At 48.4% G+C, this 22,476-nt stretch carries 19 protein-coding genes; 1 reads left to right on the forward strand and 18 read right to left on the reverse strand.

Annotated elements, in window-relative coordinates:
- Nucleotides 1-85: 85 nt before the first annotated feature.
- The 4 genes from ACIFQN_RS03570 to ACIFQN_RS03585 all read right to left on the reverse strand — a co-directional run bounded on the left by ACIFQN_RS03570 (nucleotide 86) and on the right by ACIFQN_RS03585 (nucleotide 4,699).
- Nucleotides 86-1,057, reverse strand: a complete 972-nt coding sequence (locus tag ACIFQN_RS03570; RefSeq protein WP_429831646.1) for a threonine ammonia-lyase — start codon at nucleotides 1,055-1,057, stop codon at nucleotides 86-88.
- Between the two features lie 13 nt (nucleotides 1,058-1,070).
- Nucleotides 1,071-2,219: a M20 metallopeptidase family protein gene (locus tag ACIFQN_RS03575; protein ID WP_429831647.1), complete on the reverse strand. Its 1,149-nt coding sequence runs from the start codon at nucleotides 2,217-2,219 to the stop codon at nucleotides 1,071-1,073.
- Between the two features lie 277 nt (nucleotides 2,220-2,496).
- Nucleotides 2,497-3,618, reverse strand: a complete 1,122-nt coding sequence (locus ACIFQN_RS03580) for an aminotransferase (protein WP_429831648.1) — start codon at nucleotides 3,616-3,618, stop codon at nucleotides 2,497-2,499.
- 31 nt (nucleotides 3,619-3,649) lie between these two features.
- The gene (locus ACIFQN_RS03585) at nucleotides 3,650-4,699 is read right to left on the reverse strand and encodes an ornithine cyclodeaminase family protein (protein ID WP_429831649.1); all 1,050 of its coding nucleotides are present in this window, start codon (nucleotides 4,697-4,699) and stop codon (nucleotides 3,650-3,652) included.
- 310 nt (nucleotides 4,700-5,009) lie between these two features.
- Here ACIFQN_RS03585 and ACIFQN_RS03590 point away from each other — a divergent pair, with 310 nt between their 5' ends.
- Entirely contained in the window at nucleotides 5,010-5,747 is a 738-nt protein-coding gene (locus ACIFQN_RS03590) for an SDR family NAD(P)-dependent oxidoreductase (protein ID WP_429831650.1), read from the forward strand.
- Between the two features lie 73 nt (nucleotides 5,748-5,820).
- Here ACIFQN_RS03590 and ACIFQN_RS03595 read toward each other — a convergent pair whose 3' ends face one another.
- From ACIFQN_RS03595 to ACIFQN_RS03660, 14 genes are all read right to left on the reverse strand, one after another.
- Nucleotides 5,821-6,588: an IclR family transcriptional regulator gene (locus tag ACIFQN_RS03595; RefSeq protein WP_429831651.1), complete on the reverse strand. Its 768-nt coding sequence runs from the start codon at nucleotides 6,586-6,588 to the stop codon at nucleotides 5,821-5,823.
- Nucleotides 6,589-6,766: 178 nt separating this feature from the next.
- Entirely contained in the window at nucleotides 6,767-7,453 is a 687-nt protein-coding gene (locus ACIFQN_RS03600) for a GntR family transcriptional regulator (RefSeq protein WP_429831652.1), read from the reverse strand.
- A 111-nt stretch (nucleotides 7,454-7,564) separates the two neighbouring features.
- Nucleotides 7,565-8,287 carry a maleate cis-trans isomerase family protein gene (locus ACIFQN_RS03605; protein ID WP_429831653.1) on the reverse strand — a complete coding sequence of 241 codons (723 nt, stop codon included), beginning with the start codon at nucleotides 8,285-8,287 and terminating at the stop codon, nucleotides 7,565-7,567.
- 13 nt (nucleotides 8,288-8,300) lie between these two features.
- The gene (locus ACIFQN_RS03610; RefSeq protein WP_429831654.1) at nucleotides 8,301-9,611 is read right to left on the reverse strand and encodes an MFS transporter; all 1,311 of its coding nucleotides are present in this window, start codon (nucleotides 9,609-9,611) and stop codon (nucleotides 8,301-8,303) included.
- 170 nt (nucleotides 9,612-9,781) lie between these two features.
- A complete protein-coding gene (locus ACIFQN_RS03615; protein ID WP_429831655.1) occupies nucleotides 9,782-10,447 on the reverse strand; it encodes a GntR family transcriptional regulator in 666 nt (221 codons plus the stop codon).
- Nucleotides 10,448-10,482: 35 nt separating this feature from the next.
- Entirely contained in the window at nucleotides 10,483-11,373 is an 891-nt protein-coding gene (locus tag ACIFQN_RS03620; RefSeq protein ID WP_429831656.1) for a fumarylacetoacetate hydrolase family protein, read from the reverse strand.
- 221 nt (nucleotides 11,374-11,594) lie between these two features.
- The gene (locus ACIFQN_RS03625; protein ID WP_429831657.1) at nucleotides 11,595-12,992 is read right to left on the reverse strand and encodes an NCS1 family transporter; all 1,398 of its coding nucleotides are present in this window, start codon (nucleotides 12,990-12,992) and stop codon (nucleotides 11,595-11,597) included.
- Between the two features lie 166 nt (nucleotides 12,993-13,158).
- Entirely contained in the window at nucleotides 13,159-14,556 is a 1,398-nt protein-coding gene (gene allB / locus ACIFQN_RS03630; protein ID WP_429831658.1) for an allantoinase AllB, read from the reverse strand.
- 119 nt (nucleotides 14,557-14,675) lie between these two features.
- Entirely contained in the window at nucleotides 14,676-15,941 is a 1,266-nt protein-coding gene (locus ACIFQN_RS03635) for an ArgE/DapE family deacylase (protein ID WP_429831659.1), read from the reverse strand.
- 27 nt (nucleotides 15,942-15,968) lie between these two features.
- Nucleotides 15,969-17,207: an allantoate amidohydrolase gene (locus ACIFQN_RS03640; RefSeq protein WP_429831660.1), complete on the reverse strand. Its 1,239-nt coding sequence runs from the start codon at nucleotides 17,205-17,207 to the stop codon at nucleotides 15,969-15,971.
- Nucleotides 17,208-17,369: 162 nt separating this feature from the next.
- The gene (gene fba / locus ACIFQN_RS03645) at nucleotides 17,370-18,248 is read right to left on the reverse strand and encodes a class II fructose-1,6-bisphosphate aldolase (protein ID WP_429831661.1); all 879 of its coding nucleotides are present in this window, start codon (nucleotides 18,246-18,248) and stop codon (nucleotides 17,370-17,372) included.
- 40 nt (nucleotides 18,249-18,288) lie between these two features.
- On the reverse strand, nucleotides 18,289-19,200 hold the full coding sequence (locus tag ACIFQN_RS03650; RefSeq protein ID WP_429831662.1) for a sugar phosphate isomerase/epimerase family protein: 912 nt from the start codon (nucleotides 19,198-19,200) through the stop codon (nucleotides 18,289-18,291).
- Between the two features lie 78 nt (nucleotides 19,201-19,278).
- Nucleotides 19,279-21,006: a thiamine pyrophosphate-binding protein gene (locus ACIFQN_RS03655; protein ID WP_429831663.1), complete on the reverse strand. Its 1,728-nt coding sequence runs from the start codon at nucleotides 21,004-21,006 to the stop codon at nucleotides 19,279-19,281.
- A gap of 2 nt (nucleotides 21,007-21,008) precedes the next feature.
- Entirely contained in the window at nucleotides 21,009-22,469 is a 1,461-nt protein-coding gene (locus ACIFQN_RS03660; protein WP_429831664.1) for a four-carbon acid sugar kinase family protein, read from the reverse strand.
- Between the last annotated feature and the right edge of the window lie 7 nt (nucleotides 22,470-22,476).

Consider the following 22,476-nt stretch of genomic DNA (forward strand, 5'->3'; position numbering starts at 1 on the left):
GATCAACCGATACTGTGCCGTCCATGTCGTACTAGCAAAATAGAGGAGGTCGGCATGATAGACGCGCCGACCCCCTTTTTGCTTTCTATCGATCCGAATAACGGCTCACAATTCCAGCCAGCTTAACTGCATCCACATTGCTGCCGCTGACGATGGTCAGTACCTTTTTCCCCTGCAAATCAGGTACTACTCCCTGCATCATCGCGGCAATCCCTACCGCCCCTGAGCCTTCCACCATCAGATGATGCTCTTTTGCCAGCCAGTACATCGCTTGGGCGACATGTTCTTCCTCTACAAGCAAAAAGTCATCGACAATCTCAAGCGCCAGATCTAGATTCCCTTGGGTAATCCCTCCGTGCAGCCCATCAGCCAGTGATTCGCTGTATGCAACATCAGCCAGTCGCTTTTCCCGGAATGAATAGTACCAAGGCGGAGAGGCGTGTGTCTGGATACCAATCACCTGTACGTCCGGCTTGATTGCCTTGGCTGCGAGTGCTACCCCGCAAATCAAGCCACCGCCGCCAGCTGGCACGAGAATGACGTCAAAATCCGGCTCTTCCAGCAGAGCCTCAAGTCCTACTGTCCCTTGACCGGCAATGATCTCGTCATCTTCAAAAGCGTGAACAAATGTCCTGCCCGTCTCCTCTGCCAACTTGTAGGCGTGACTTTCAGCCTCATCGTAGTTGTCACCGTGAACAACCAACTCTGCTCCATAGCGCTTGATTCCCGCTTTTTTCGTCTCTGGTGCTGTTTTCGGCACGACGATCAGCGCAGAGATTCCTTTTAGCGAAGCCGCATAAGCGACTCCCTGGGCATGGTTTCCTGCTGAAGCGGTGATTACGCCCCGAGCGAGTTCTTCTTCACGCATAGAGGCGATCTTGTTTAGCGCGCCCCGCGCCTTGAACGATCCGGTTTTCTGATGACACTCCAGCTTCAACCAAACATCCGCACCAGACAAGCTGGACAAGGCGGCTGATTGAATCAATGGTGTCTGTATGACTTGTCCCTTTAAGTGCTTCTGTGCTTTGACAATATCGAGAAATGAAACGGATAGCATGCAAAATCCTCCCTTATGAAAAATGTTTCACTAATTGAATAAGCAGCTCGGTCGAAGTGGGGATCACATCCTCGTCGATATCAAAACGGGGATGATGATGCGGAAAGCTGCTCTTCTCTCCACCCATGCCTACAAAAATGAAGGAGCCCGGCTTTCGCTCTAAATAGTAGGAAAAGTCCTCTCCTCCCATGACCGGTTCTACATGAGTGAGGACCTCTCCTCCCCAATGACTGGCAACAACTGTTGCGACATACTCGCTCATCGCCTTGTCATTGACCACCGGCGGCGTCCCCCAGTCTACGATGACTTCCCCTTTGGCTCCCCATGCTTCACATAACGCTTCAATCGTCTGCTTCAGCTCAGCAGCAAGCAACCGCCTTGTCTTTTCTGATTGAGCCCGCAGTGTCCCATATAGAATCGCCTGATTCGGAATGATGTTGTAGGTAGTTCCAGCCTCCATCCGACAGATGGAAATGACCGCAGGTTCGATTGGGTTGACCCGGCGAGAGACAATGCCCTGCACAGCAGCAATTACCTGACCTGCCACATAGATCGGATCAATCGTTTCATGCGGCATCGAGCCATGACCACCTCGTCCGGTAATGACGATCCGCACATCATCGGATGACGCCATCATCGCTCCCGTACTGATCCCTATTTTCCCTTTCTCCAAAGGCTGCCAGAGATGGAGTCCAAACACAGCATCTACATCTTCCATCACTCCTTGACGGACTAACGCTTCCGCTCCACTAGGCAGCATTTCCTCGGATGATTGGAACAAAAAGAGCACATTTGGTTTTACCTCCGCCCTGTTCTCAGACAGCCACTTCGCTGCCGCAAGCAGGATAGCCGTATGTCCGTCATGCCCGCAGACGTGCGCTACCCCTGGATTCTTGGAGAGATAGGGCTTCTCTCCTTCTTCCGTCACAGGCAAAGCGTCGATATCCGCTCGCAAGGCAATGGTTTTCCTGCCGTCCGTTCCCCGCAAAAGACCGACCACACTCGGCGCCTCACAATCGATCAGTTCGATTTGACACTCTTGCAGCCACTTTCGGATATAAGAAGCCGTCTGGTATTCCTGTCCAGACAGCTCCGGATATTGATGCAAATACCGCCGTTCGTTGATCGCCCATTGGCCAAGCGTCGAGGTACATAGCGTCATGTCCAATTCCCCTTCCTATCAAAATGGTCCGTATCCGATCAGATGCGCGTCACTCCAACAAGCTTTCTATCGCGCCAATGGTTGTAATAATTCCGAATATTACGCTAATTATCAATACGAAAAAGATAATGCCAGAATCTTCAACCATGCCGGTGTGTACACTGTTCACCAGTCCAAGCGGCTTTACCGGAGAAGATTCGATGAACTGAAACGTTTGAGGATCGGAGCAAGAGCCTCACTCCCCCGAAGAAAGGCTCTTTCTCTCTCGTCTATTGCGTTACTTTTGCTTGGCCAGAAACTCCGAGACCTTTTCCAAGCCAGCCTTCAGCACTTCTGTCGAGCAGGCGTAACCAATCCGCACCCAGCCCTCCATGTCAAAGCAGCTTCCAGGTGTCAAGAACGCTCCTGTCGTTTTAAAGAGGTCGATGCAAAAAGCTTCTGACGGTATGTCCAGCTCGTATTTCAGCATCGCGGTCGTCCCAGCCTGCGGTTTTACATAAGAAACCAACGGCTCCTTGGCTACCCATTCATCTAAAATCTGGAGATTGTCCCTTACGAGCTTCAAATTGCGTTCCATGATTTTGTCGCGGTTTTTCAAAGCATGGACCGCCAGCATGTCGTCGAGCATCCCGCAGCTGATCGTGGTGTAATCCCGGTGCTGGAAGCAATTCTTGATCACGTCCACAGGTGCTGCAATCCAGCCAAGACGCAGGCCAGCGAGCGAAAACACCTTGGACATGCTGCTTGTCGCGATCCCTTTGTCGTACAAGTCCACGATGGATGGTACGGTTGCCTCCGGGTCTTGATGCAGGTTGCGATACACCTCGTCACACAGCAGGTAAGCATCTACGGAACGAGCGATTTCCACGATTTCTTTGAGTAGCGCTTCGTCCATGAGGGCACCGGATGGATTATTCGGGTTGTTGATGCAAATCAGCTTGGTCTTGTCTGAGACGAGTGAGCGCAGCTCCTTAAGATCAGGCAAAAAATTGTTTTCTGGCAGCAATTTGAGCAGCTTCACCTGGGCGCCAAACGACTCCGGCACTGAATAGATTTGCTGGTAAGTAGGATGGACCGTAATGACTTCATCGCCCGGCTGAACAAGCGAGAACAGGGTAAGAAAATTGGCTCCGATTGCTCCGTTCATAGCCAAGATGTTATCTGGCTTCATGGACTTGTACATGCCCGCAACCAGACTGCGGAATTCCGGAGAGCCTTCGATGTGGCCGTACGTCAGCTTCATCGCCGCCATCTCCCGGAAAAAATCCTCAGGCTCGGCGGAAAGTCGAATCAACTCTTCGACGGTCAGTGAATCTACGCACGTTTCCGCGATGTTATAAACGGCCTCCAGCTCGTAAGCGTTCATCCATTCTTCTACTTTAAAAGGGGCAATTCTCATGTGATTCCTCTCCTTTGCTCTCCCAGTTCCCTTACAGATCTACGATCGTTCCTGCGCCGCTCTTGTCTGCCACTTTCAAAATATGGGTAGCTGTCAAAAGATCCTGAATGGCGATTCCCGTACTGTCAAAAATCGTGATTTCCTCTGCTGTTTTTCTTCCGGCTGCTCGCCCGAGGATTACGTTACCGATTTCTGCCGCGATATCTCCCTCTGTGATGAGCCCTTTTTTCACAGGAATCTCTGTCTCTCCTACTCGCACAGCCTGCCCGACATCATCCACGAAGACCCGCCCTGCAGCAAAAAGCCGCTCGTCGATTTCCTGTTTTCCTTCCATGTCGGCCCCGATACACGTAATGTGCGTCCCCGTCTTTACCCACTCCCGGCGAATCATCGGCTCGCGGGATGGGGTTGCTGTAATGATAATATCTGCTTTTCCCGCCGCTTCTTCGAGGTTATCCATCGCAATAAACTCTACATCGCAGCGGCGTGCATAACGCTCGTACTCATCCCCGGTGTACTTGGAGACGAACCTGGTAAGGAGCTTGTCCTTGATTTGCTCGGAAAAGCGCTGTGCTTTTTCAGCTGATTTGGGATGGCATATATATACACGTTTGATATTTTCCATAGTCATCAGTGTCGCCATGATTTGAAAGGGAGCCTGATGTCCTGTCCCTACCATTAACAGGCTCTCCGATTCCGGACGCGCCAGATATTTGGCTCCGATTCCTCCAGCCGCTCCCGTCCGCATGCATGTGATGTGCTCTCCGCTCAATATCCCGAGAGGAACCCCCGTCTGACTGTCCAAAACCATTACAGTTCCGACCAATTGAGGCAAGCCCTTTTCTGCATTGTCCCCGAACCATGAGACGAGCTTGAGTCCAAATACATTCGCAGCGGGCAAATGACCTGATTTGATGTCCATATCGGACCTGCCTTCTACGAATTCATGAAAGATGAGCGGAAACAATGTCGCTTGCTGGTCTGACTTCATCTGATATGCTTGCTCCACCACTTCAATCACGCTGGCCATATCCAGCATCTCTTCGGTAGTTTCCTGATTAATTACGCGAAATGGAAACATGCGCTTCTCTCCTCCCCTCGATTTCCTTCACACTAACACAGTTTTCTTTCGCTAAAAAATTGAAAGATCAAATAGTTAGTATTGAGAAAAGCAAAACTCCATTCACAAGCCTATAGATGCTTATAAAAGCTATTGAACTTCTTTTCTTCGTTTGTTACCATTTTCCTAAACACGAAACTTTATTTCTCAATAAGAAACAAATATTCACCTCTCCACTCGTGAGCAGCTCAGCCAAGCGCGGTGGAGCAGCCTACTAGCAGCGTAAATGTCAGAAAGTTCAATCATCAAACAACAAAAGGTGGAGATTGTCGTGTTACAAGGAAAAGTGGCTTTGATTACAGGTGCTGCGACGGGAATCGGACGAGCGACCGCCCTTCGCTTAGCACGGGAAGGCGTGCATGTCACCATCAATTATTCCAGGTCGGAGCAGGAAGCGCACGAGACACAGACAGAGGTAGAAGCTCACGGGGTGCAGACTCTTTTATACCAGGCAAACGTAGCGGATGACGAGGCAGTGCGCCTCATGGTGAAGGAAACCATACAAACATTCGGACGATTGGACTTTTTAATCAACAATGCCGGTGTCACTGATTTTGTTGAGCATCGCGATCTTGAGGGATTGAAGGAAGAATACTGGGACAGGGTCATGAATATAAACGTGAAGGGGATGTTCCATTGCTGCCGCGCTGCCAGCGAGGAGTTGAAAAAGCAAAATGGGTGCATCATCAATATCACTTCCGTCGCCGGAATGACGGGTCTCGGAAGCTCCATCGCATATGCCGCTTCAAAGGCTGCAGCGATCAGTGTAACCAAATCACTGGCACGGGTTATGGCACCCGAGGTTAGAGTGAACTGTGTTTCTCCAGGAGTTGTGCAAACTCGTTGGATAGAGGGGCAAGACGAGCATGTCCAGCGACTTGCTAAAGGGACGCCACTTGGAAGGATCGCTTCTCCTGAGGATGTATCTGAAGTGGTGTATTCGCTACTCGCCCATTCGCGATTTGTAACAGGTCAAAATATCGTTGTCGATGGCGGCATGTTCATTTAAAAGTAACGCCAATACGAGCAGTGCACACATTGCTTCTTTCATGTGTACACTGCTTTTTTCTATCAAAGCCTCTCTACTCCTGGTACCCCAATCTAACGGAAATCCTCTTGCTAATGTCTGTAATATGACCCTGCAATTCTCCTAGCCGCTCCGTCGTCATTCTCATCGTCGGTCCGGAGATACTCACTGCGGCAACAATCTTCCCTGTATGATCGAAGATGGGGGCTGCAATACAAGAAATGCCGATTTCATTTTCTTCCAAATCATAGGCAAATCCATTTCTTCTAATTTCAGCAAGATGATCATGTAACGCTTCTTTATCCACAATCGTATGAACCGTATATTTTTCCAATGCTTGGCGATCCATAATTTTTGATACTTCTGACGATGGCAAATAAGCCATGATCACTTTTCCGACACCTGTGCAATGCATAGGGGCCCGGGTTCCGACCTTTGAATGCATGCGCAGTGTTTCGTTTCCTTCCAGCTTTTCGATATATACGACCTCACCGCGATCATAAACGACGAGGTGAATGACTTCATTTGTGAGATTTTCCAACTCTTTCAAAATGGGCTTTGCTTCCGTTCGCAAGTCGATGAACTCAAGCAATGCCGAGCTTAATTCTAATATTTTATAACCTAATTTATACTTCTCGGTTTCGGCATCCTGCTCAACATAGCCATGCCGAACAAACGTTGACAGCATCCGGTAGACTGATGTTTTATTCAACCCGATTTCTTTGGATATTTCCGTTACGCCATACCCTCCCCGTCTGGAACCTAAGACTTCGAATATCTGCAAGGCCCGATCAAGAGATTTCACCAAGTTATCACTCGACATACTGAAAACACCCCGAATCTGAATTTAAGAAAAAAATATAGGATCTACTCATACTATATCATACATCTTGGGAATCCAAGGATTGCTGGCATTGTTCGTGAATCACATAACGAGAAAACCCCTTCTCACTTTCCGTTCCAGAGAAGGGGATCATCAAAAAATGGGATTGTCCGGTGCCCTACGATGGTGATCTGACCTCTTTGAAGATGTCAGTTAAAGACGTGGGCATATCCTCGGCTTCATCAAAATCCAAGGACTGTTCTATTAGCGTAAGGTGCCTGGCAATCCGCTGCTCTGCGGCATGTTCATCTCTTTGCTGGAGGGCGCTCAAAATATGCGAATGCTCATCGGAGCTGCAGCACATCAATTGTTTATGTCCATAGAAGGCAATAATGACATATGTCAGTGAAATCAGTTCTTCCAAATAACGATGGTAATACGAATTTCCCGCGATCTCGGCTATCTTCAGATGAAAATCGCCAGAAATTTGCAAGACACCAAACATATCCCCTTGGGCATGAGCCTCTTGTTCTTCATCAATCAGCGATTGCAGACGGTGCAAATGTTCATCATTTACACGATTGCATGCCTGCCTGATCGCAGCCGCTTCCAGAACCCTGCGCATCTCGAAAACTTCCTTTGCCTCCATAACCGCTGGGCAGGAGACAAACGTTCCCTTGTTCGGAATAATCGTAACCAATTTTTCATAAGCGAGACGCCGTAGTACGTTTCGGACAGGGGTACGACTGACCCCAAACGATTCCGCGATGACATCCTCGACCAACTGCATATTCGGGCGGAGTTTTTGCTGGAGGATGGCTTGTTTAATTGTTTTATAAATTTCTGATTCATTCGATTGTATCATCGCTAGGGTCCTCTCAGGTAAGTACTTGGGCCTGTGTACAATCAAGGCAACAGCGTATTTCTATTATAGCACCAAATGTTTTAATTTACATAAATTTTCTGAAAACAATTATTAACGAAACAGTTTGCCCCAGCCTTTTACCTTTTTCGGATCTACATCTACCATTTTCAAGCATTGCCAGATCAGAACCGCGATCGTATCATACATCGTTTGGTTGTAGTTTTGCTCGTAGTATTCTACTTTGTTGATCGCAGGAAAGTTGGTGCACACGATGCTTAATCCATCCGCCGGCGATTCAGCTACTGATTTGATCATATTTTCAATTCTCTCGTGACTTACTTGGCTAAAGGAACGATTCACTGTTTGAGCACAGCCCTGCACATTCACAACCTCGATTCCGCCATGCTCTAGATATTGTTTTGCCAGCAAGGTATTAATTTCTGGTAGATAAGGGGTAACCAGATGCAGCGTTTTCACGTTGTTTTTCGCAAATGCCTCCATTTGAGCAAGCATGGAGGTGGTAGCCGGGATACCCGTTCGTTGCGTAATCAAATCGCACAGCTCGCGATCGACATCTAGCCCTAACCAGCCTCCTGAGGTTCCATTCCATGCAATGACATCCACTTCAGCATGCGCCAACAGCTCTGCCGCTCGGAGCATCGGCTCATAATCAAATTGTTTCAGGGCATCCTGTTCCAAAGAAATTTTAGTTACTTCAAATCGGGAATAATGACAGGTTACCTCCGGAACATCGGACAACATCCTGGAGCATACGGGTTCCAAAATCGTGTTGGAAGATGGGGTGAGCATGCCGATTTTTTTCGGTTCCTTCATGATTGCATTCCTCCTAAATTATGCTTCCAATTTTTTTCGAGTAGTTAATAAGGGATGAGGCCGTGGCTAAAAGCAGACCAGCTAATGCGAAAACCATCAGCGCAATAAAATAGGACCCCGTGGCCGAAACGATAAATCCAACATAGATCGGGGTGATTACGCCCGCGATATTGCCTGAGAAATTCATGCATCCGCCGACAGTACCGACGTGCTCGCGTTGCGAGATCGCAGCAGGCACACTCCAATATAAACCGCCCCAGCGGAGAAAGAACAAGGCAATGGATAAGAGAGTGATTGCCATCGCCAGAGATGTGGAGCTGCCTAACAAAAAGATGGAAATGGATGTCATGATCCCTGCAATGGACAACAATGTACGCATTACGGTATTATGACTGCCCCCTTTTGCCCGCCAAGCATCCGCAATCCACCCTCCAATGATTTCCCCGACAAATCCTGCTCCAAAGATGATTAAGACAGAGCCTCCCAAGCTTTTGATATCCAGATTTTGCGTTTTCGCCAAATAGGAAGGGCCCCACGTCATCAAGCCATAAAATACGGTGTTAAATGAAAACCAGCCGAGGCACATGCACCAAAAGTTTTTTGCCTTCATGTAATCTTTTACTCCAGCAGTGATACCCACCTGTTTCTTGTGTGCTTCATATTCCTCGTCCAGAGCTTTTTGGATGTATTCCCGCTCTGCTTCATTCATTTTTTTGTTTGTACGAGGTGAGCCCTTGATTACGAGCCAAGCCAACCAAGCAATGATAAGCGTCAGTATTCCGGCTCCAATCAGAGCACCCCGCCATCCGCCAAACCACGCCATAAACGCCACAATAACCGGTCCGCCGATCGCCGTTCCAAGCGGCGCGCCACTATCCAAAATGGTTGCTCCCCGCCCTCTTTCCGTGGAGGTCAACCAGACAGACTGAAGCTTGGCTCCACCCGGATAAACAGGGGCTTCCGTAATCCCGAGCAATACCCGCAAGAAAATCAGTACCTTACTGCTGCTGACAAACCCGGTTAACGTTTGAACAATTCCCCACGCAAAAGCTGCGCCAATAACCACTTTATCCGGCCGATAACGGTCAGCGAGCCAACCGGACGGGATTTGCATGAGAGCATATCCCCAGAAAAACGAGCTCAAGATCAGACCAACCACGGCAGGATCAAAGTTCAAGTCTTTGCTAATCTCAGGCATAGCAATGGATAAAACGGCACGATCCACATAGTTGATGGTAACAAGAGCGAGGAGCATAAGAAAGACATGCCAGCGGACTTTCGTCGGTTTAACGGAAGTACGCAGACTTGCATGAAGATCTGACATCCAAATCAACTCCCTTGTGTTTACTTCAATTTCGGAATATCGAAAAAATTAGAGTGATGCCCGCCACATCTCCTTCTTTCCTTTATGGACTTACATTCAATCACCTCCTTTCCAAGTCACCATCTTTCTGTCGGCTGTCGACAGGTTTATTCATCTGGAATGCTTCCCCTTCATTCCAGAATGCCTTTCAGATGATGTAAATCGTTACTGATATGGTTGGACATGAGCTGTCCTGCTTTTTCATCATCTCCTCGCTTTATGCAATTGAATATTTCCTGGTGCTCATCAAAAATAATCCATTTTCTTCTTTCTCCTTTCAGGTTCATAAGCATGTAATAATGGGTCAATGATCTCAGTTCGCTCAGTTGTTTTTGCAAGCGATTATTTTTGCTGAATTGGAGAATCAAATCGTGGAAGCGGGAATTGAGACGAATAATTGCTTCTTTATCTGGCTCGTCTTTGCCCTCCAAATACTTCTTGGTTTGCACAAGGATGGTTTCGATTTCCTTGAGCTCCCGGCTTGTAGCGAGCTTGGTCGCCAGCTTGGCCGCTAGCGATTCCAACACCATTCGGCATTGATAAATTTCTTCGACGTCCTTCATCGTTGGCTTGTAGACGGTCATCCTCGATTTATCGTCGATTATAAGCAAGCCTTCTTTTTCTAGGGCTCTGACTGCTTCGCGCACTGGGCTTCGGCTCAGATTGAAGTCTCTCGCTATTTTGGCCTCATAGATTCTGTCTCCCGGTTGGAAAACTCCCTGATGGATCATCTGCTTGATCGAATTATAAACCTGGTCGTAAAAGGGCATTGATTTTGCGAGGGCAAACTTGTTCATCTTGTTCTCCTTTCCTTGTCGCCTGTCGACAGCTTTTATCCCGCTATGAAGGTATTGGTCAAACGGCCCAATTTCTCAATTTCGATGCTGACTTCATCGCCCTCTTTTAACCAAACTCGCTTCTCCTCCGGGTATCCCATAATGACGCCTTCCGGGGTGCCGGTAAGGATGATATCACCTGGATAGAGCGTCATATGCGCTGAAATATAGCTGATCAGCTCAGCACAATCAAAAATCATGTCAGAAGTATTCGAGTCCTGACGCACCTCGCCATTAACAAAGGTGCGGATACGCAATTCGTTTGGATTGCCCACTTCATCCTGGCTCACCAGGTACGGACCGATCGGACAAAATCCATCGCATGTTTTGCCGAGCAGCCATTGCGAGCTGGCAAATTGTAAATCACGAGCACTTAGATCGTTCGCATTGCAGTAACCGTACACATAAGAAAGGGCATTCTCTTTCTCTACGTTTCTTGCTTTTTTACCGATGACAATGGCGATTTCCGCTTCGTAATCCACTTGGGATGACTTGTCTGGCAGCCTCACACGCTCTTTATGTCCTGCGAGGGTGTTGTTGCATTTGCTAAATAAGAGCGGGAACGGCGGAAAAGGCTGATCTATTTCCAGCGCATGCTTCCTGTAATTCAATCCGGCACAAATGATTTTTTGAGGATGCGGTACGCAAGGTCCGAATGCCAGAGAATCTTCCTCATGGAACAGCGAAACATGATCACCTGCCCTTTGAATCAACTGGGCGAATGACTCCGCTCCCTCATCGCCTTGGTTAATCAGCTCGGCAACTGTTCTCGGTACATTCGTTACCTCGGGGAATTGTAGTAAGGCAGCCTCCACATCCAAGATTCCTTTCTCCGTTTTTATGCCCAAGACTAGTTCGTCATCTTTGACAAAAGTTACTGAGATCATGTCTATTCCCTCCAATGCAAGTCGTTTTGTTTCTTATTAAGGAACGATGTTTCCTATTTCCTTTCCTTCGATATTACCAAATAACATATCAAAATTCAACGTAGATTTCTGAAAATACAGAAAACCGGCCTGGCTGTTTAGAATCAAGTTGGTATGGGAGCGGATGCTAAAAACACTCCCATACCTCTACTTCTCGATTGTATCGGAGAACAGGTGTACCATTATTTCTCGAAAATCGTACCCTTTTTGAATTTCGAATCTTTAAACGTATATTTCATCAGAAGAATATAGGCGATTCCTGAAACAACAAGGCCGATAATCCATGCCAGCTCCACTTGAATAAAGGCGGCTCCTGCCCCAATAAGCATCGCAAGCATCGCGCAAGGATTAAATCCGGAAAATGGACCGTTTTCCTTGTACAAATCGGAAATATTTACCTTTTGCTTTCGTAATACATAATATTCAATCAATAATATCGAAACGATCGGACCTAAAAAGGCGGAATAGATAAGGATAAATATACCAAGACCCTTTGCCGAAGAATCCTGTACCAGCACCCATGGGAATGAAACTAATCCGAGAAGCCCGGTAATGGTAACCGCAGGCTTGAATTTCATTTTGGTCAGCAAGGTAATCACATAGGTCGGCGGAATGATATTAGCCACCATGTTTACTGCCACTGCCCCCAGAACGATAAAGGCAGATACGAAGAGGGTAATATACGAGTTGTCTACCACGATTGCAAACGCCTTTACAGGATTGGAGATGCCGGTTGCAGAAGCCAGCATTCCGCCGATAGTCAGTGTAGCGCCATAGGCTACTAAAATGGGCAGGAAGTACAAAAACCCACGCTTTGCGTCGCTAATACCGGTTTTCAGCTCTCTTGAATAGTCCGCTGCACTTAAAAAGATAGCCGCATAATTTCCCATAAACATCATGATGAATGCAAAGAAAGGTAAGCCCCATGAACCTTGTGCATGCACCCATTTTTCTGTAATCACTTCGCTATGAGAGGTGAGCAGAACGCCAAATACATAAAGAAGAGCTAACATAATGACAATCGACGTTAGAGATTCTACCCACTTGATGGCATGGAAACCGTAAAGGGAAAGGACAATTTGCACCAATTGAAGTACCACAAAGCAAATGGCGACACTGTCAAAGGCTCCGCCCGTAACAATCTTCGCAATCTCATTTAAGGCCGTACCGCCAATCCAGCTTTGAAAACCGTACCAAATGATGGCGGGAATCCCACGCAACAGGGATGAGACGATCGAACCTTGCAGCCCGAAGGACAATCTGAGCTGTACGACATACGGGATTCCTGTTCTGTATCCGAGCCTGTCATTTAAAGCAAAAATAATGGAAATGATACCGATGGCGATAATAGCTGCGGCCATTGTCTGAACGAGGTTTAGGGTTGCGATTCCTGCTGCAATCAAACTAGCTCCCAAGGTCATATTGCCTAAATTCACGCCGTCTCCGATCCACATAAAAATATAGTCGATCGGACCTACCGTCCTACCGTCGTCGGTTTTCGGATTTAAAGATTCATCTACACCCGTATCATGTTGGATCTGCGTCTCTGTTGTCATGTAACTTTCTACATTTGTTGACATTGTACGCCCAACTCCCTTTTTGATTTGATCACCCACAGATTTCAGTTGAATCTCCTTATTTTGTTCCTTATTAAGAAACGACGTTTCTAATCAATTCGTTTGATTTGATCGAGTAATGATCGCCCGGGATGAGTCCCGGGCTTCTTCAATCGAAAGGGCCTGTCACTCATTGTGCTTGCGCGTAGTTGTTTTGAGAAGTTTTTGGATGGGGGAGGAATTGTCCGATCGGCTCACCAACGATCCCTTGGGGAAGATCAAATACTAAATGACCTCGTACGAATGTTTTTGTTACGCGGCAGTTGATTGTTCTGCCCGTGTATGGGCTGTGTTTATGACGATAGTAGAAATCTTCTGCTGCTACCGTATACGATTGATTGGGATCCACAAGGATGATGTCAGCATCTTTTAATACGGCAATCTCTCCCTTTGTCTTCAGGTTGAATCGCTCTGCTGGCTTCGTCGCAATCATCCGAACAAATTCCGTCACGGGTACATTGCGCTTTTTCACTGCTTCATCAAACATTAAATCAACATTGTTTTGGCAGCCAGTAATGCCACCCCATACTTGAAATATGTTATTTGTCTCGCTGTGCTTCATCGCCGGGGGGCAAGGAGAGTGGTCGGAGGTTAACATGTCAATCTTGCCTTGCTTCAACACTTCCCATAGCTTTTCCTGCTCTCTCTCATCACGCAATGGCGGTGAACATTTCGCCAGCGGGCCAATAACCTCAAACTGGCTCGTCGTAATCGTAAAGTAATGCGGGCATGATTCGAGGGTAACATCCTGTCCTTCCTTGCGCGCCTGGATGATGACTTCAACCGCTTGGGCACTGCTGATATGGACAAAATGCAGTTTGCAGCCCGTATCTTTTCCCAGCTGCAAGGCACGTTTTACTGCGTCCACTTCAGATATCACCGGGCGAGATTCTACATAATCAGTTGCAGTCAGCTTTCCCTGCTTGATTTTTTCTTCTGCCAGCCGATCCGTTAACTGAGGGTTCTCCGCATGAATCGATAATACATGGCCGAGCTCCGCTATTTTTTTCATGCCGGCATAAAGCGTGTAGTCATCGACATTTTTAAAGTCATCAGGCAGATCAGTGCCGCAGGTTGCCATGAAGCACTTATAGGCTACGACGCCTCCCTCGGACAGTTCTTGCAGGTTTTCGAGGTTGCCTGGAACTAAACCGCCATAGAAGAAATAGTCTACGTAGTTTTTCCCTTCCGCAGCCTTCCGTTTTGCTTCCAACGCTTCTTTTGTCGTAGTGGCAGGTAGTGCATTCAGCGGCATATCCACATACGATGTTGTCCCTCCAGCAGCGAGCGCTTTTGTACCGGTGACAAATCCTTCCCACTCTGTGCGTCCCGGTTCACAAATGTGCACATGCGTATCAATCATCCCTGGCATGACGTATTGGCCTGTGGCATCTACCACCTGAGCTGCAACCGCTTCCAAATTTTCGGCAATAGCAGAGATTTTCCCATTTCGTATCGCGATGTCTACTGTTTTCACTTCATCGCGAAAAACAACGTTGCCACCTTTAATGATGAGATCATACTTCATGAGTGTTACCTCCCCTTTTCCCCTTATTGGTTAAAGCATCCAGGAAAAATAGACCGCTTGACCTTTGCTATATCGATGCATAATAGCGGTCAAGCGGTACGAAATACCCCTGGATGAAATTACTTGTTGTTTAGTAAATCGTAAAGCGTGAGTGCGACAATTTTTGTTGCCTTGACCAGATCATCAATCTTCACATGCTCATCTGCCCGATGTCCATTTGCCTCCAGCAACGTTCGAGGGCCTGCACCGAACATCACGGTAGGAATCCCCGCTTCTGCAAACAGTCTGGCATCTGCGTAGAGCGGAACGCCGTGAACGGTCAGCTCACCATCCATGATTTCTTTCCAATTCGCTCCGAGCGTCTGGATGAGGGCCGTATCTTCCGGGACCGGACCAAAGCTTTTTGCTAAAAGAACCCGTTCGAACTTGGCTTCGATGCCGATATACTCGTTGACGGTTTGTTCTACCAACCAGCGCAGCTGGGCTTCGACCTGCTCCCCGTCTTCTTCCGGAATGAGCCTGCGATCGATACGGATCGTGCATTCGTCCGGCACAACATTCGTGTTAATTCCCCCTGAAATTAGGCCAACAACCATATTCGGCGTACCGATGCCTGGAACACTCGACTGAATGCTGCGCAGTGATTTCCGATACTCATACAGCGCAGAAAGCACGCCCGTCATCGCTTCGATAGCATCATAGCCTGTCTCGGGAGCAGCGGCATGTGCTGATTTTCCCTTGACTTTGATTTCCAGATGGAGGCATCCATTATGGGCGTTTACGATGGAATGTGTGAAACCCGCGGCGATGGCCATATCAGGCGCGATATGCCCTTTTTCAAGCAGCCATTTGGGCCCAATGATTCCGCCTGCCTCTTCATCAAAGGTAAACGCGAGCGAAACTTTTCCAGAAAGCTGTTCTGCCACCTGCCGCAGCGCCATGACCGCGAATGTATAAGTCGCAATATCAGATTTCGATACCGCGGCACCACGACCATAAATTTTACCATCGACAATTGTTCCGCCATAAGGATCATACGACCAGCCAAGCCCAGGTGCCACCACATCGCCGTGCGAATTGAGCGCGATGACAGGTCCTGCTCCATTTCCAAAGCTGGTCGTAGAGACGACGTTGGCCACTCGTATCATTCCATTGGCTTTTACTGCTTCCGGCTCGACCTCCAAAAGGGAAACATTCTCAAACTGGAAGTCAGCTAGCCGTTGTTCGATGTGGGCCGCAATTTCGAAGCAGTCTCCCGGCGGATTGTCTGAGGGAATTGCTACCAATTCCTGTACGAATGCAACCAACTGGTCCGTATGCGCCTCAATCCATCGCAGCACTTCCTGTTTCGATGAATTCAAAATGTCCTGGTTCGCTGTACTCATGTTTTGCAACCCCTTTATCATCATTTTTCATGTCGTCAGCTTGAGTACGACATTCAATAAAATCGAAGCTCCCGTTCCCATGTCCTCCATCGTCACAAATTCATCTGGATGATGGCTAACCCCGTCCTTGCATCTGACAAAGATCATCCCGATATCCGTGATCGAAGCCACTGCCATCGCATCGTGTCCCGCGCCGCTCACGATTTGAATCGGCTTCATTCCGTTTTCTACCAGTACCGCTTCAATAGCGTTGATCATTTTGTCCGAACAACTGACTGCAGGCGATTCCATGATTTTGCAGAACTCGCCAACCAGTCCGCGCCTTTGCCAAATGCCCTGGCATTCCTCCATGATGTGGGTAAGGGCAGCTTCTTTTACTTGATTGTCAATATGTCGGATGTCCAACGTACCTTCGACTACTCCCGGTATGACATTGCTTGCTCCCGGATGAACAGACAGTTTCCCTACCGTTACAACAAGATTCTGGTATTTCTGCCCAATTCTCTCTATCGCCAGTATCATTTCACTCGCTGCTACGAGAGCATCTTTTCTCATCGTGATCGGTACGGTACCGGCATGACCGGCTTTGCCCTCGACACGGAAATGGTATCTAGACGCCCCTGCAATACCGGAAACAGCCCCACAAGCCTGCATCTCTTGTTCCAGAACGGGGCCCTGCTCGATATGCAGCTCGATGTATCCTCTTACCGTATGTGGATCACGTGCGGCCAACCGATATTGGGAAGGCTCTAGGCCTATCTCTTTCATCGCAGCAGCCAAGGTTATTCCTTTTTCATCCTTTGCCAGTAAATCTTGCTCGCGAAAATCACCTGATAACGCTCTGCTTCCAAGCAGTGTTGTATGGAATCTTGTCCCTTCTTCGTCGCAAAAACCGATGACTTCAATAGGATAGCTCGGTCTAAAGTGGTGTTCAAAAAGCGTTTGGACTACTTCAATTCCGGAAATGACCCCGAGAATTCCGTCGTACTTCCCCGCTTCTACGACTGAATCAAGATGGGAACCAATCAGCAGTGCAGGCGCGTCCGGCTTCGTCCCCTCGTATCTGCCAATGAGATTGTTCAAGACATCCCTGCGAACTGTCATACCTGCTTCTCTCATCCACTCGCTGACAAGCTCGCTTGCCATTTCACTTTCTTTTGTAAACGAAAGACGTGTCACTCCTCGTTCGGTGGTGCTGCATGCTGCTAGTTCTTCAATGCGCTGGGCAATTCTCTTGGCGCTTACATTTTGTTGCATGACTTGCATCTACTCTCCTCCTTCCCCTTTCAGTCAGAGCAATCAACCATTGTTGAATAATGAATGCGTCATTGTATACAATTTTCCCGATGATTGTATACACCATTTTTTGCCTACTGACACTATAGTTTGAATTTATGAAATTTTCAATATTTTTATCTCTCTACCTTGTTATATATTTTTTGTCTCCGCCTGACCCGAAGAACCGAACTCGCGCATTTTACCCTTCACGCTAGCTTTTATTGCATCCATCGCAGCTCTGGCGTAGTTTCTCACTTCATATCCTGCTGGATCTTGTGATAGTGCCTCTCTCATTGCCGCCGTGTACACCATCTGATTTTCCGTATTCACATTGATTTTCGAAACACCGAGTGTGATTGCTTTCTTGATGTCCTGGCTCGGTATGCCCGTGCCGCCATGCAGTGCGCAGGGCACTCCTGTCAACCTGACAATCTCGTCCAAGAGATCGAACCTGAGCCTGGGCTCCCCTTTATATTGTCCATGAACAGAGCCAAGCGCTGGAGCCAGGCAATCTACGTTGGTTTCATAGATGAACTGCTCGCAGTCTTTTACAGCCGCATACGTCCCGAGCGATGCATCCACAACAACACCATCCTCTTCCCCAGCAATGCGTCCGATCTCTGCTTCTACGGTTACGCCCATCACCTTGGCAACCTCAACCACTCTTCTCGTGATCGCGATATTGTCCGGCAAAGACAGATGGGAGCCATCAATCATGACAGAGGTAAATCCGGCATGAATGGCTTTCACACATGATTCCATAGAAGAGCTATGATCCAGATGAAGCGCGACTGGAACCATGATCTCATACTCTTTCATCAGCTCTTTGACCATCGCAGTAATCAAAGAATAACCGCCCATATGACGCACTGCCGCTTCCGTGATGCCTAAAATGACAGGTGAATCCTCTTCCTTTGCCGCCTGCAAAAAGGCTTGCGCAAATTCCAGATTGTTTACATTAAACTGACCAACTGCATATTGATTTGCCCTGGCTGTATACAGCATGCTTTTCATCGAAACGATCTGCATGAATACCCGTCTCCCTCATGGTCCGTATGCGAGGATTGTTCTACAATTTGCTCCACGCTTTTGTAAGCGTTCTCTTGGACTGGGCGATGACGATGTCCGATGATTCACCTCCGACAGGCTTCACTTCAAAAGCCACTACATTCTCCGAGCCTTCACCGATGTAGCCAATCTCTAGTAATATTTTTAAATATTCCACTAATTCATCCACGTCATTTTCAGACCCGGGGTAGCCAAAGCGCGGATGCACATCCCCATAGGCAGGATTGGCGGGATCTTTTATATAGCAATTGCCGATATGAGCGTGATTGATATAGTCCCGGGCCGTGTACAGCGCATCCCGCGATGTTTCCCGCTGCATCGGCAGATGACTCAAATCGAGCATTAATCCAAAGAGAGCGTCTGTCTTGCGCACTTCCTTTGCTACTTCTACAGCCAACCGGTTAGGTCCGATCAAGCATTTTTTATCAGTTGCGTCATCGAATGTTTCCAGCGAGATCAAAAGGTTCCCTTTGGCTCTCGCATATTGGCAGATTTCCTTTAGCGATTCGATCAAAAGCTGCACTGCTTTGTCTTCTTGCTGATCAGGCTTGGGACCACTAAGCAGCCCGAGCTTTCCCGCTTTCAGCTCATATGCTTGATCAATCGCTCCTTTGATTAAATCTATGGCAAACCGTCTTTTCCCTTCATCAAAAGAGTTCAGATCCGCTTTATTGCCAAGCAGGATCGGCTGCGCTCCGAATCCTGTCGTCATCCTGCCCGATTCCAGCATCTGTGCGACTACTCTTCGCTGCTCGCTGTCATTGATCCGCGTAATCTCAATGGCCGAGAAGAAATCGTCTGTGATGATCTTATTGACCGTCTCCACAATCGGTCCTTCTCCGCCGATTGTTTGCGGGTACGCCATGAAATGAACGATTCCTACCTGCATGTAATGTTGTAGATCCGTTTTCATAGTTTCGCCTCTCCTTTCTTGATCTCTTTCTCCTCCCATGACGAGAGGAGAAAGAGCTTTTGCGCTCGATCAATTGGCTTAGTTGACGGTATAGTCGACCGTTGACAGTCTTCCATTTGGCGAGAAGCCGCACTCGGCCGCGGGATCGACGATGACTTCAATGAGATACGGCTTGCCGAGCTCAACCGCACGTTCCAGCGCGGGCTTGATCTCTCTCCAGTCGGTCACGAGCTCCCCCCGAACTCCCATGCCTTCTGCTGTTTTTACGAAATCGACGCCACGATCGCCGTTATCGCAAAGCTCATTTTTGTAGATCAGATCTGTTGAGATGCGACGCTCATCGTACCACCAGTTTTGCTGTTGGCGAATCAAGCCGAGCAAGGAATTGTTCATGACAAATACAATGATCGGGATATTGAACTTGGCGGCAGTAGCCAAATCCTGCAGAGACATACCCAAGCTGCCGTCCCCGACGATGTTCACGCTTTGGCGGTTGGGGAAAGCCAATTTCGCTGCCATCGCAGCCCCAAGCCCCCAGCCCATGGTTCCTGCTCCACCGGTGATGAGATAGGAGCGAGGTACGTACGTTTCAAACAATTGGCACGACCAAATTTGGCTGATCCCGCAGTCATGAGAAACGAATGCGTCGCGGTCCAAAAATTCGCGAAGCTCACGCAAAGCGCGCTGGGGCTTGATCAGGTCGTTGTCAAAATCTGTTTTGCGAGCAAGTCGATTGCGCTCTTCTGTTAAATCGAGCGGTTTGATTTCCAATGCAGCGGCGGCTACATCCTTCGTCAGTTCTTTGATCGTAGCGGCAAGCTTCACCATGAATGATTTCACGTTAGCGACGACAGCTACTTCTGTCTCCAGGTATTTGCCGATTTGTTTCTTATCGAGATTCACGTGAACGATTTTTGTATTTTGCTTGAATTCTTCGAAGTTCCCGATGCTTCTGTCACCAAACCTGCCACCCAGGTTGATCACCAGGTCAGCTCCGAGAATTGTTTTATTCCCGAGCGGAGTATTGAGCATGGTGCCCATCCGCCCCGCAAACAACGGGTGATCATTCGGGAAGGTATCAATGCCCATCACGGATGTAACCACCGGAATTTGCAAGGTTTCCGCCAGTTCCTTCAATTCCGCTGTCGCGTTGGCCAGGTTAACACCGCCGCCAGAGATAAGCACCGGTTTTTTCGCTTCTCTCAATAGCTCGATCGTCTTGGCGATGTCTTCATCCGTTGCTTGCGGCAATTGTTCTGGCACGCTGACAAACGCGTCCAGATCCACTTCGACTTCCGTTTTTTGTACATCTACACAAAGGTCTACCAATACGGGACCCTTTTTCCCGGTCGTTGCCGTCTCCCATGCTTCATGGAATCTTTGCACCGCCGTAGCAGCATCGTTCATCAGGTAAACTTCTTTGCAGACGGGCCGCGCGATTTCGGTAATGGGCACTTCTTGGAAAGATTGCGTGCCGATCAGGTGCGTCGCCACTTGGCCCGTAAAGGCAATCATCGGTACCGAATCCATGTAGGCTCCGTAAAGACCGGTGATAAAATTGGTTCCACCCGGGCCGGATGTAGCAGCACACACGCCCACTTTTCCAGTCGCTCTGGAGTATGCATCCGCCATGAAAACACCTGTTTGTTCATGACGAACCACATAAGACTGGATATCCGTCAATTCGCGAAGCGCATCGTATAAAGGAAGAATCGCTACTCCCGGAACCCCGTAAATATGCTCGACGCCTTTTTTCTTCAAGTAAAGCGCAATCGCTTCGGCTACTGTCATTTTTTGCGTTGCCATGATCATGCCCCTCTTTCTTCTTTCGTTCTGTTTTTGATCTTGCCGATGATCTCGGCCAAGGTGAATCGATTGCCTACATTTCCCGGAAAGACAATGTAGGGCGTATTAGGAAAATGCGCTTCCGAACCGGTTAACCAGACGGGGATTCCGGATGCCGCCTGACCCAACACCTTTGCCTTTTTGATGGCCAACCCTTGGGTCGCGATATCGCTTGAGGTAATGCCTCCTTTGGCAACGATGAATTTCGGTGTAATGGCCAGGGAGCGGACAACCTCCGCGAGACTGTTCGAGATGGTTTGACTAATCGTTAAATTTTTCGAATTATCCATTGCAGTAACAAGTTTCCGGCTCGTGTAAATGACGGCATCGCGCCCGCTAGCAATGGCTGCTTCGGCAAGCTCCCGCACCCTTGCCAGCTCTTGAATCCTTGCAGCCTCATCCAATAATTCAGCCACACTGATTTCGATCGTTTGAATGTCAAATTGATCCATGACTTCCTGGAGCTGCTCCGTCGTTTTTTTCGTGTGGGAGCCGGCTATGATGAGCCCCCCATGATTTTTGCCTTCAGCAGCCGTCATTTCATCAGGAGCCAGGAATGGCCGATCCTCTATCCCTGCAAACGACTTGACAAAGGAAGCCGCCGTGCGAAACAAAAACCTTTTCCCCATTTCCAATGCCCGGATCAGGGCTACGGACAAAATATCGAGATCCTCATAAGAGGCTGCATTGACGATAATCGGCTTGTTACCTGCGGCCGCGAGCAGAATCGAATGGACCCGCACGACCCCGCCCAGGCGGATATCTTCCAAGGAAATCGTCACCACCTGGTCTACAGCCTCTGCCCCGCCTTTTTCGACCACCCAGCTAGGGAGATGCGCATTCGAAAATTCGAAGACGACATCCTTTGCAAATTCGGTGTCATGTACAGGAACGAGCGTATCCCCTTCCTGCAAATAGTGGGTATCATTGATGGTGTAACGCCCGCCTTCCATAAAAGCGGGAATGATCAGATGCCCATCAAACTCCAAACCTGCATCGCGTGACAGTTTGTGCTGGATCACTTCCACCTCCAGCGGGTAGTGTCCGCGCAAGGTAGAATCGCCCCTGCTGATCACAGAAAAATCGATCGCTAATTCCCGGGTAACCTCCACAAGATTGTGCATGATCTGCCGATTAATCTCTGCCGCCCTTTCAGGCTGGTAGCTTCTCGTATTCGTTAAGATGTAAAGCACATGGCGGTCGTCCACCAATCCCCGACGAATCCATTCTTTGTTCCAATCCGTGATCACGTAAATATCGTGAACCGTTTGCACCCCTGTCGGATCATCATCGAGAACGATGATTTTATGACCGGATTGTTTCCACCTGTTTTGAATCTGTTGACGCAGGCCATTTTCTGTTCTGACGGGAGGCAGATTCTTGCGTATGTCTTCTACCGTTTTTGGGTTGGATGGCGGATTCATGAAGCAT

It is taken from the genome of Brevibacillus sp. NRS-1366 (genome assembly GCF_050467985.1).

Coding starts and splice junctions, on each gene's coding strand:
- ACIFQN_RS03580 (WP_429831648.1), bottom strand. CDS start 3,618: ATGAGAATTGCCCCTTTTAAAGTAGAAGAATGGATGAACGCTTACGAG.
- ACIFQN_RS03655 (WP_429831663.1), bottom strand. CDS start 21,006: ATGGCAACGCAAAAAATGACAGTAGCCGAAGCGATTGCGCTTTACTTG.
- ACIFQN_RS03570 (WP_429831646.1), bottom strand. CDS start 1,057: ATGCTATCCGTTTCATTTCTCGATATTGTCAAAGCACAGAAGCACTTA.
- allB (WP_429831658.1), bottom strand. CDS start 14,556: ATGAAGTATGATCTCATCATTAAAGGTGGCAACGTTGTTTTTCGCGAT.
- ACIFQN_RS03635 (WP_429831659.1), bottom strand. CDS start 15,941: ATGAGTACAGCGAACCAGGACATTTTGAATTCATCGAAACAGGAAGTG.
- ACIFQN_RS03610 (WP_429831654.1), bottom strand. CDS start 9,611: ATGTCAGATCTTCATGCAAGTCTGCGTACTTCCGTTAAACCGACGAAA.
- ACIFQN_RS03615 (WP_429831655.1), bottom strand. CDS start 10,447: ATGAACAAGTTTGCCCTCGCAAAATCAATGCCCTTTTACGACCAGGTT.
- ACIFQN_RS03660 (WP_429831664.1), bottom strand. CDS start 22,469: ATGAATCCGCCATCCAACCCAAAAACGGTAGAAGACATACGCAAGAAT.
- ACIFQN_RS03650 (WP_429831662.1), bottom strand. CDS start 19,200: ATGAAAACGGATCTACAACATTACATGCAGGTAGGAATCGTTCATTTC.
- ACIFQN_RS03620 (WP_429831656.1), bottom strand. CDS start 11,373: ATGATCTCAGTAACTTTTGTCAAAGATGACGAACTAGTCTTGGGCATA.
- ACIFQN_RS03585 (WP_429831649.1), bottom strand. CDS start 4,699: ATGTTTCCATTTCGCGTAATTAATCAGGAAACTACCGAAGAGATGCTG.
- ACIFQN_RS03600 (WP_429831652.1), bottom strand. CDS start 7,453: ATGATACAATCGAATGAATCAGAAATTTATAAAACAATTAAACAAGCC.
- ACIFQN_RS03625 (WP_429831657.1), bottom strand. CDS start 12,992: ATGTCAACAAATGTAGAAAGTTACATGACAACAGAGACGCAGATCCAA.
- ACIFQN_RS03640 (WP_429831660.1), bottom strand. CDS start 17,207: ATGCAAGTCATGCAACAAAATGTAAGCGCCAAGAGAATTGCCCAGCGC.
- ACIFQN_RS03575 (WP_429831647.1), bottom strand. CDS start 2,219: ATGACGCTATGTACCTCGACGCTTGGCCAATGGGCGATCAACGAACGG.
- ACIFQN_RS03595 (WP_429831651.1), bottom strand. CDS start 6,588: ATGTCGAGTGATAACTTGGTGAAATCTCTTGATCGGGCCTTGCAGATA.
- fba (WP_429831661.1), bottom strand. CDS start 18,248: ATGCAGATCGTTTCGATGAAAAGCATGCTGTATACAGCCAGGGCAAAT.
- ACIFQN_RS03605 (WP_429831653.1), bottom strand. CDS start 8,287: ATGAAGGAACCGAAAAAAATCGGCATGCTCACCCCATCTTCCAACACG.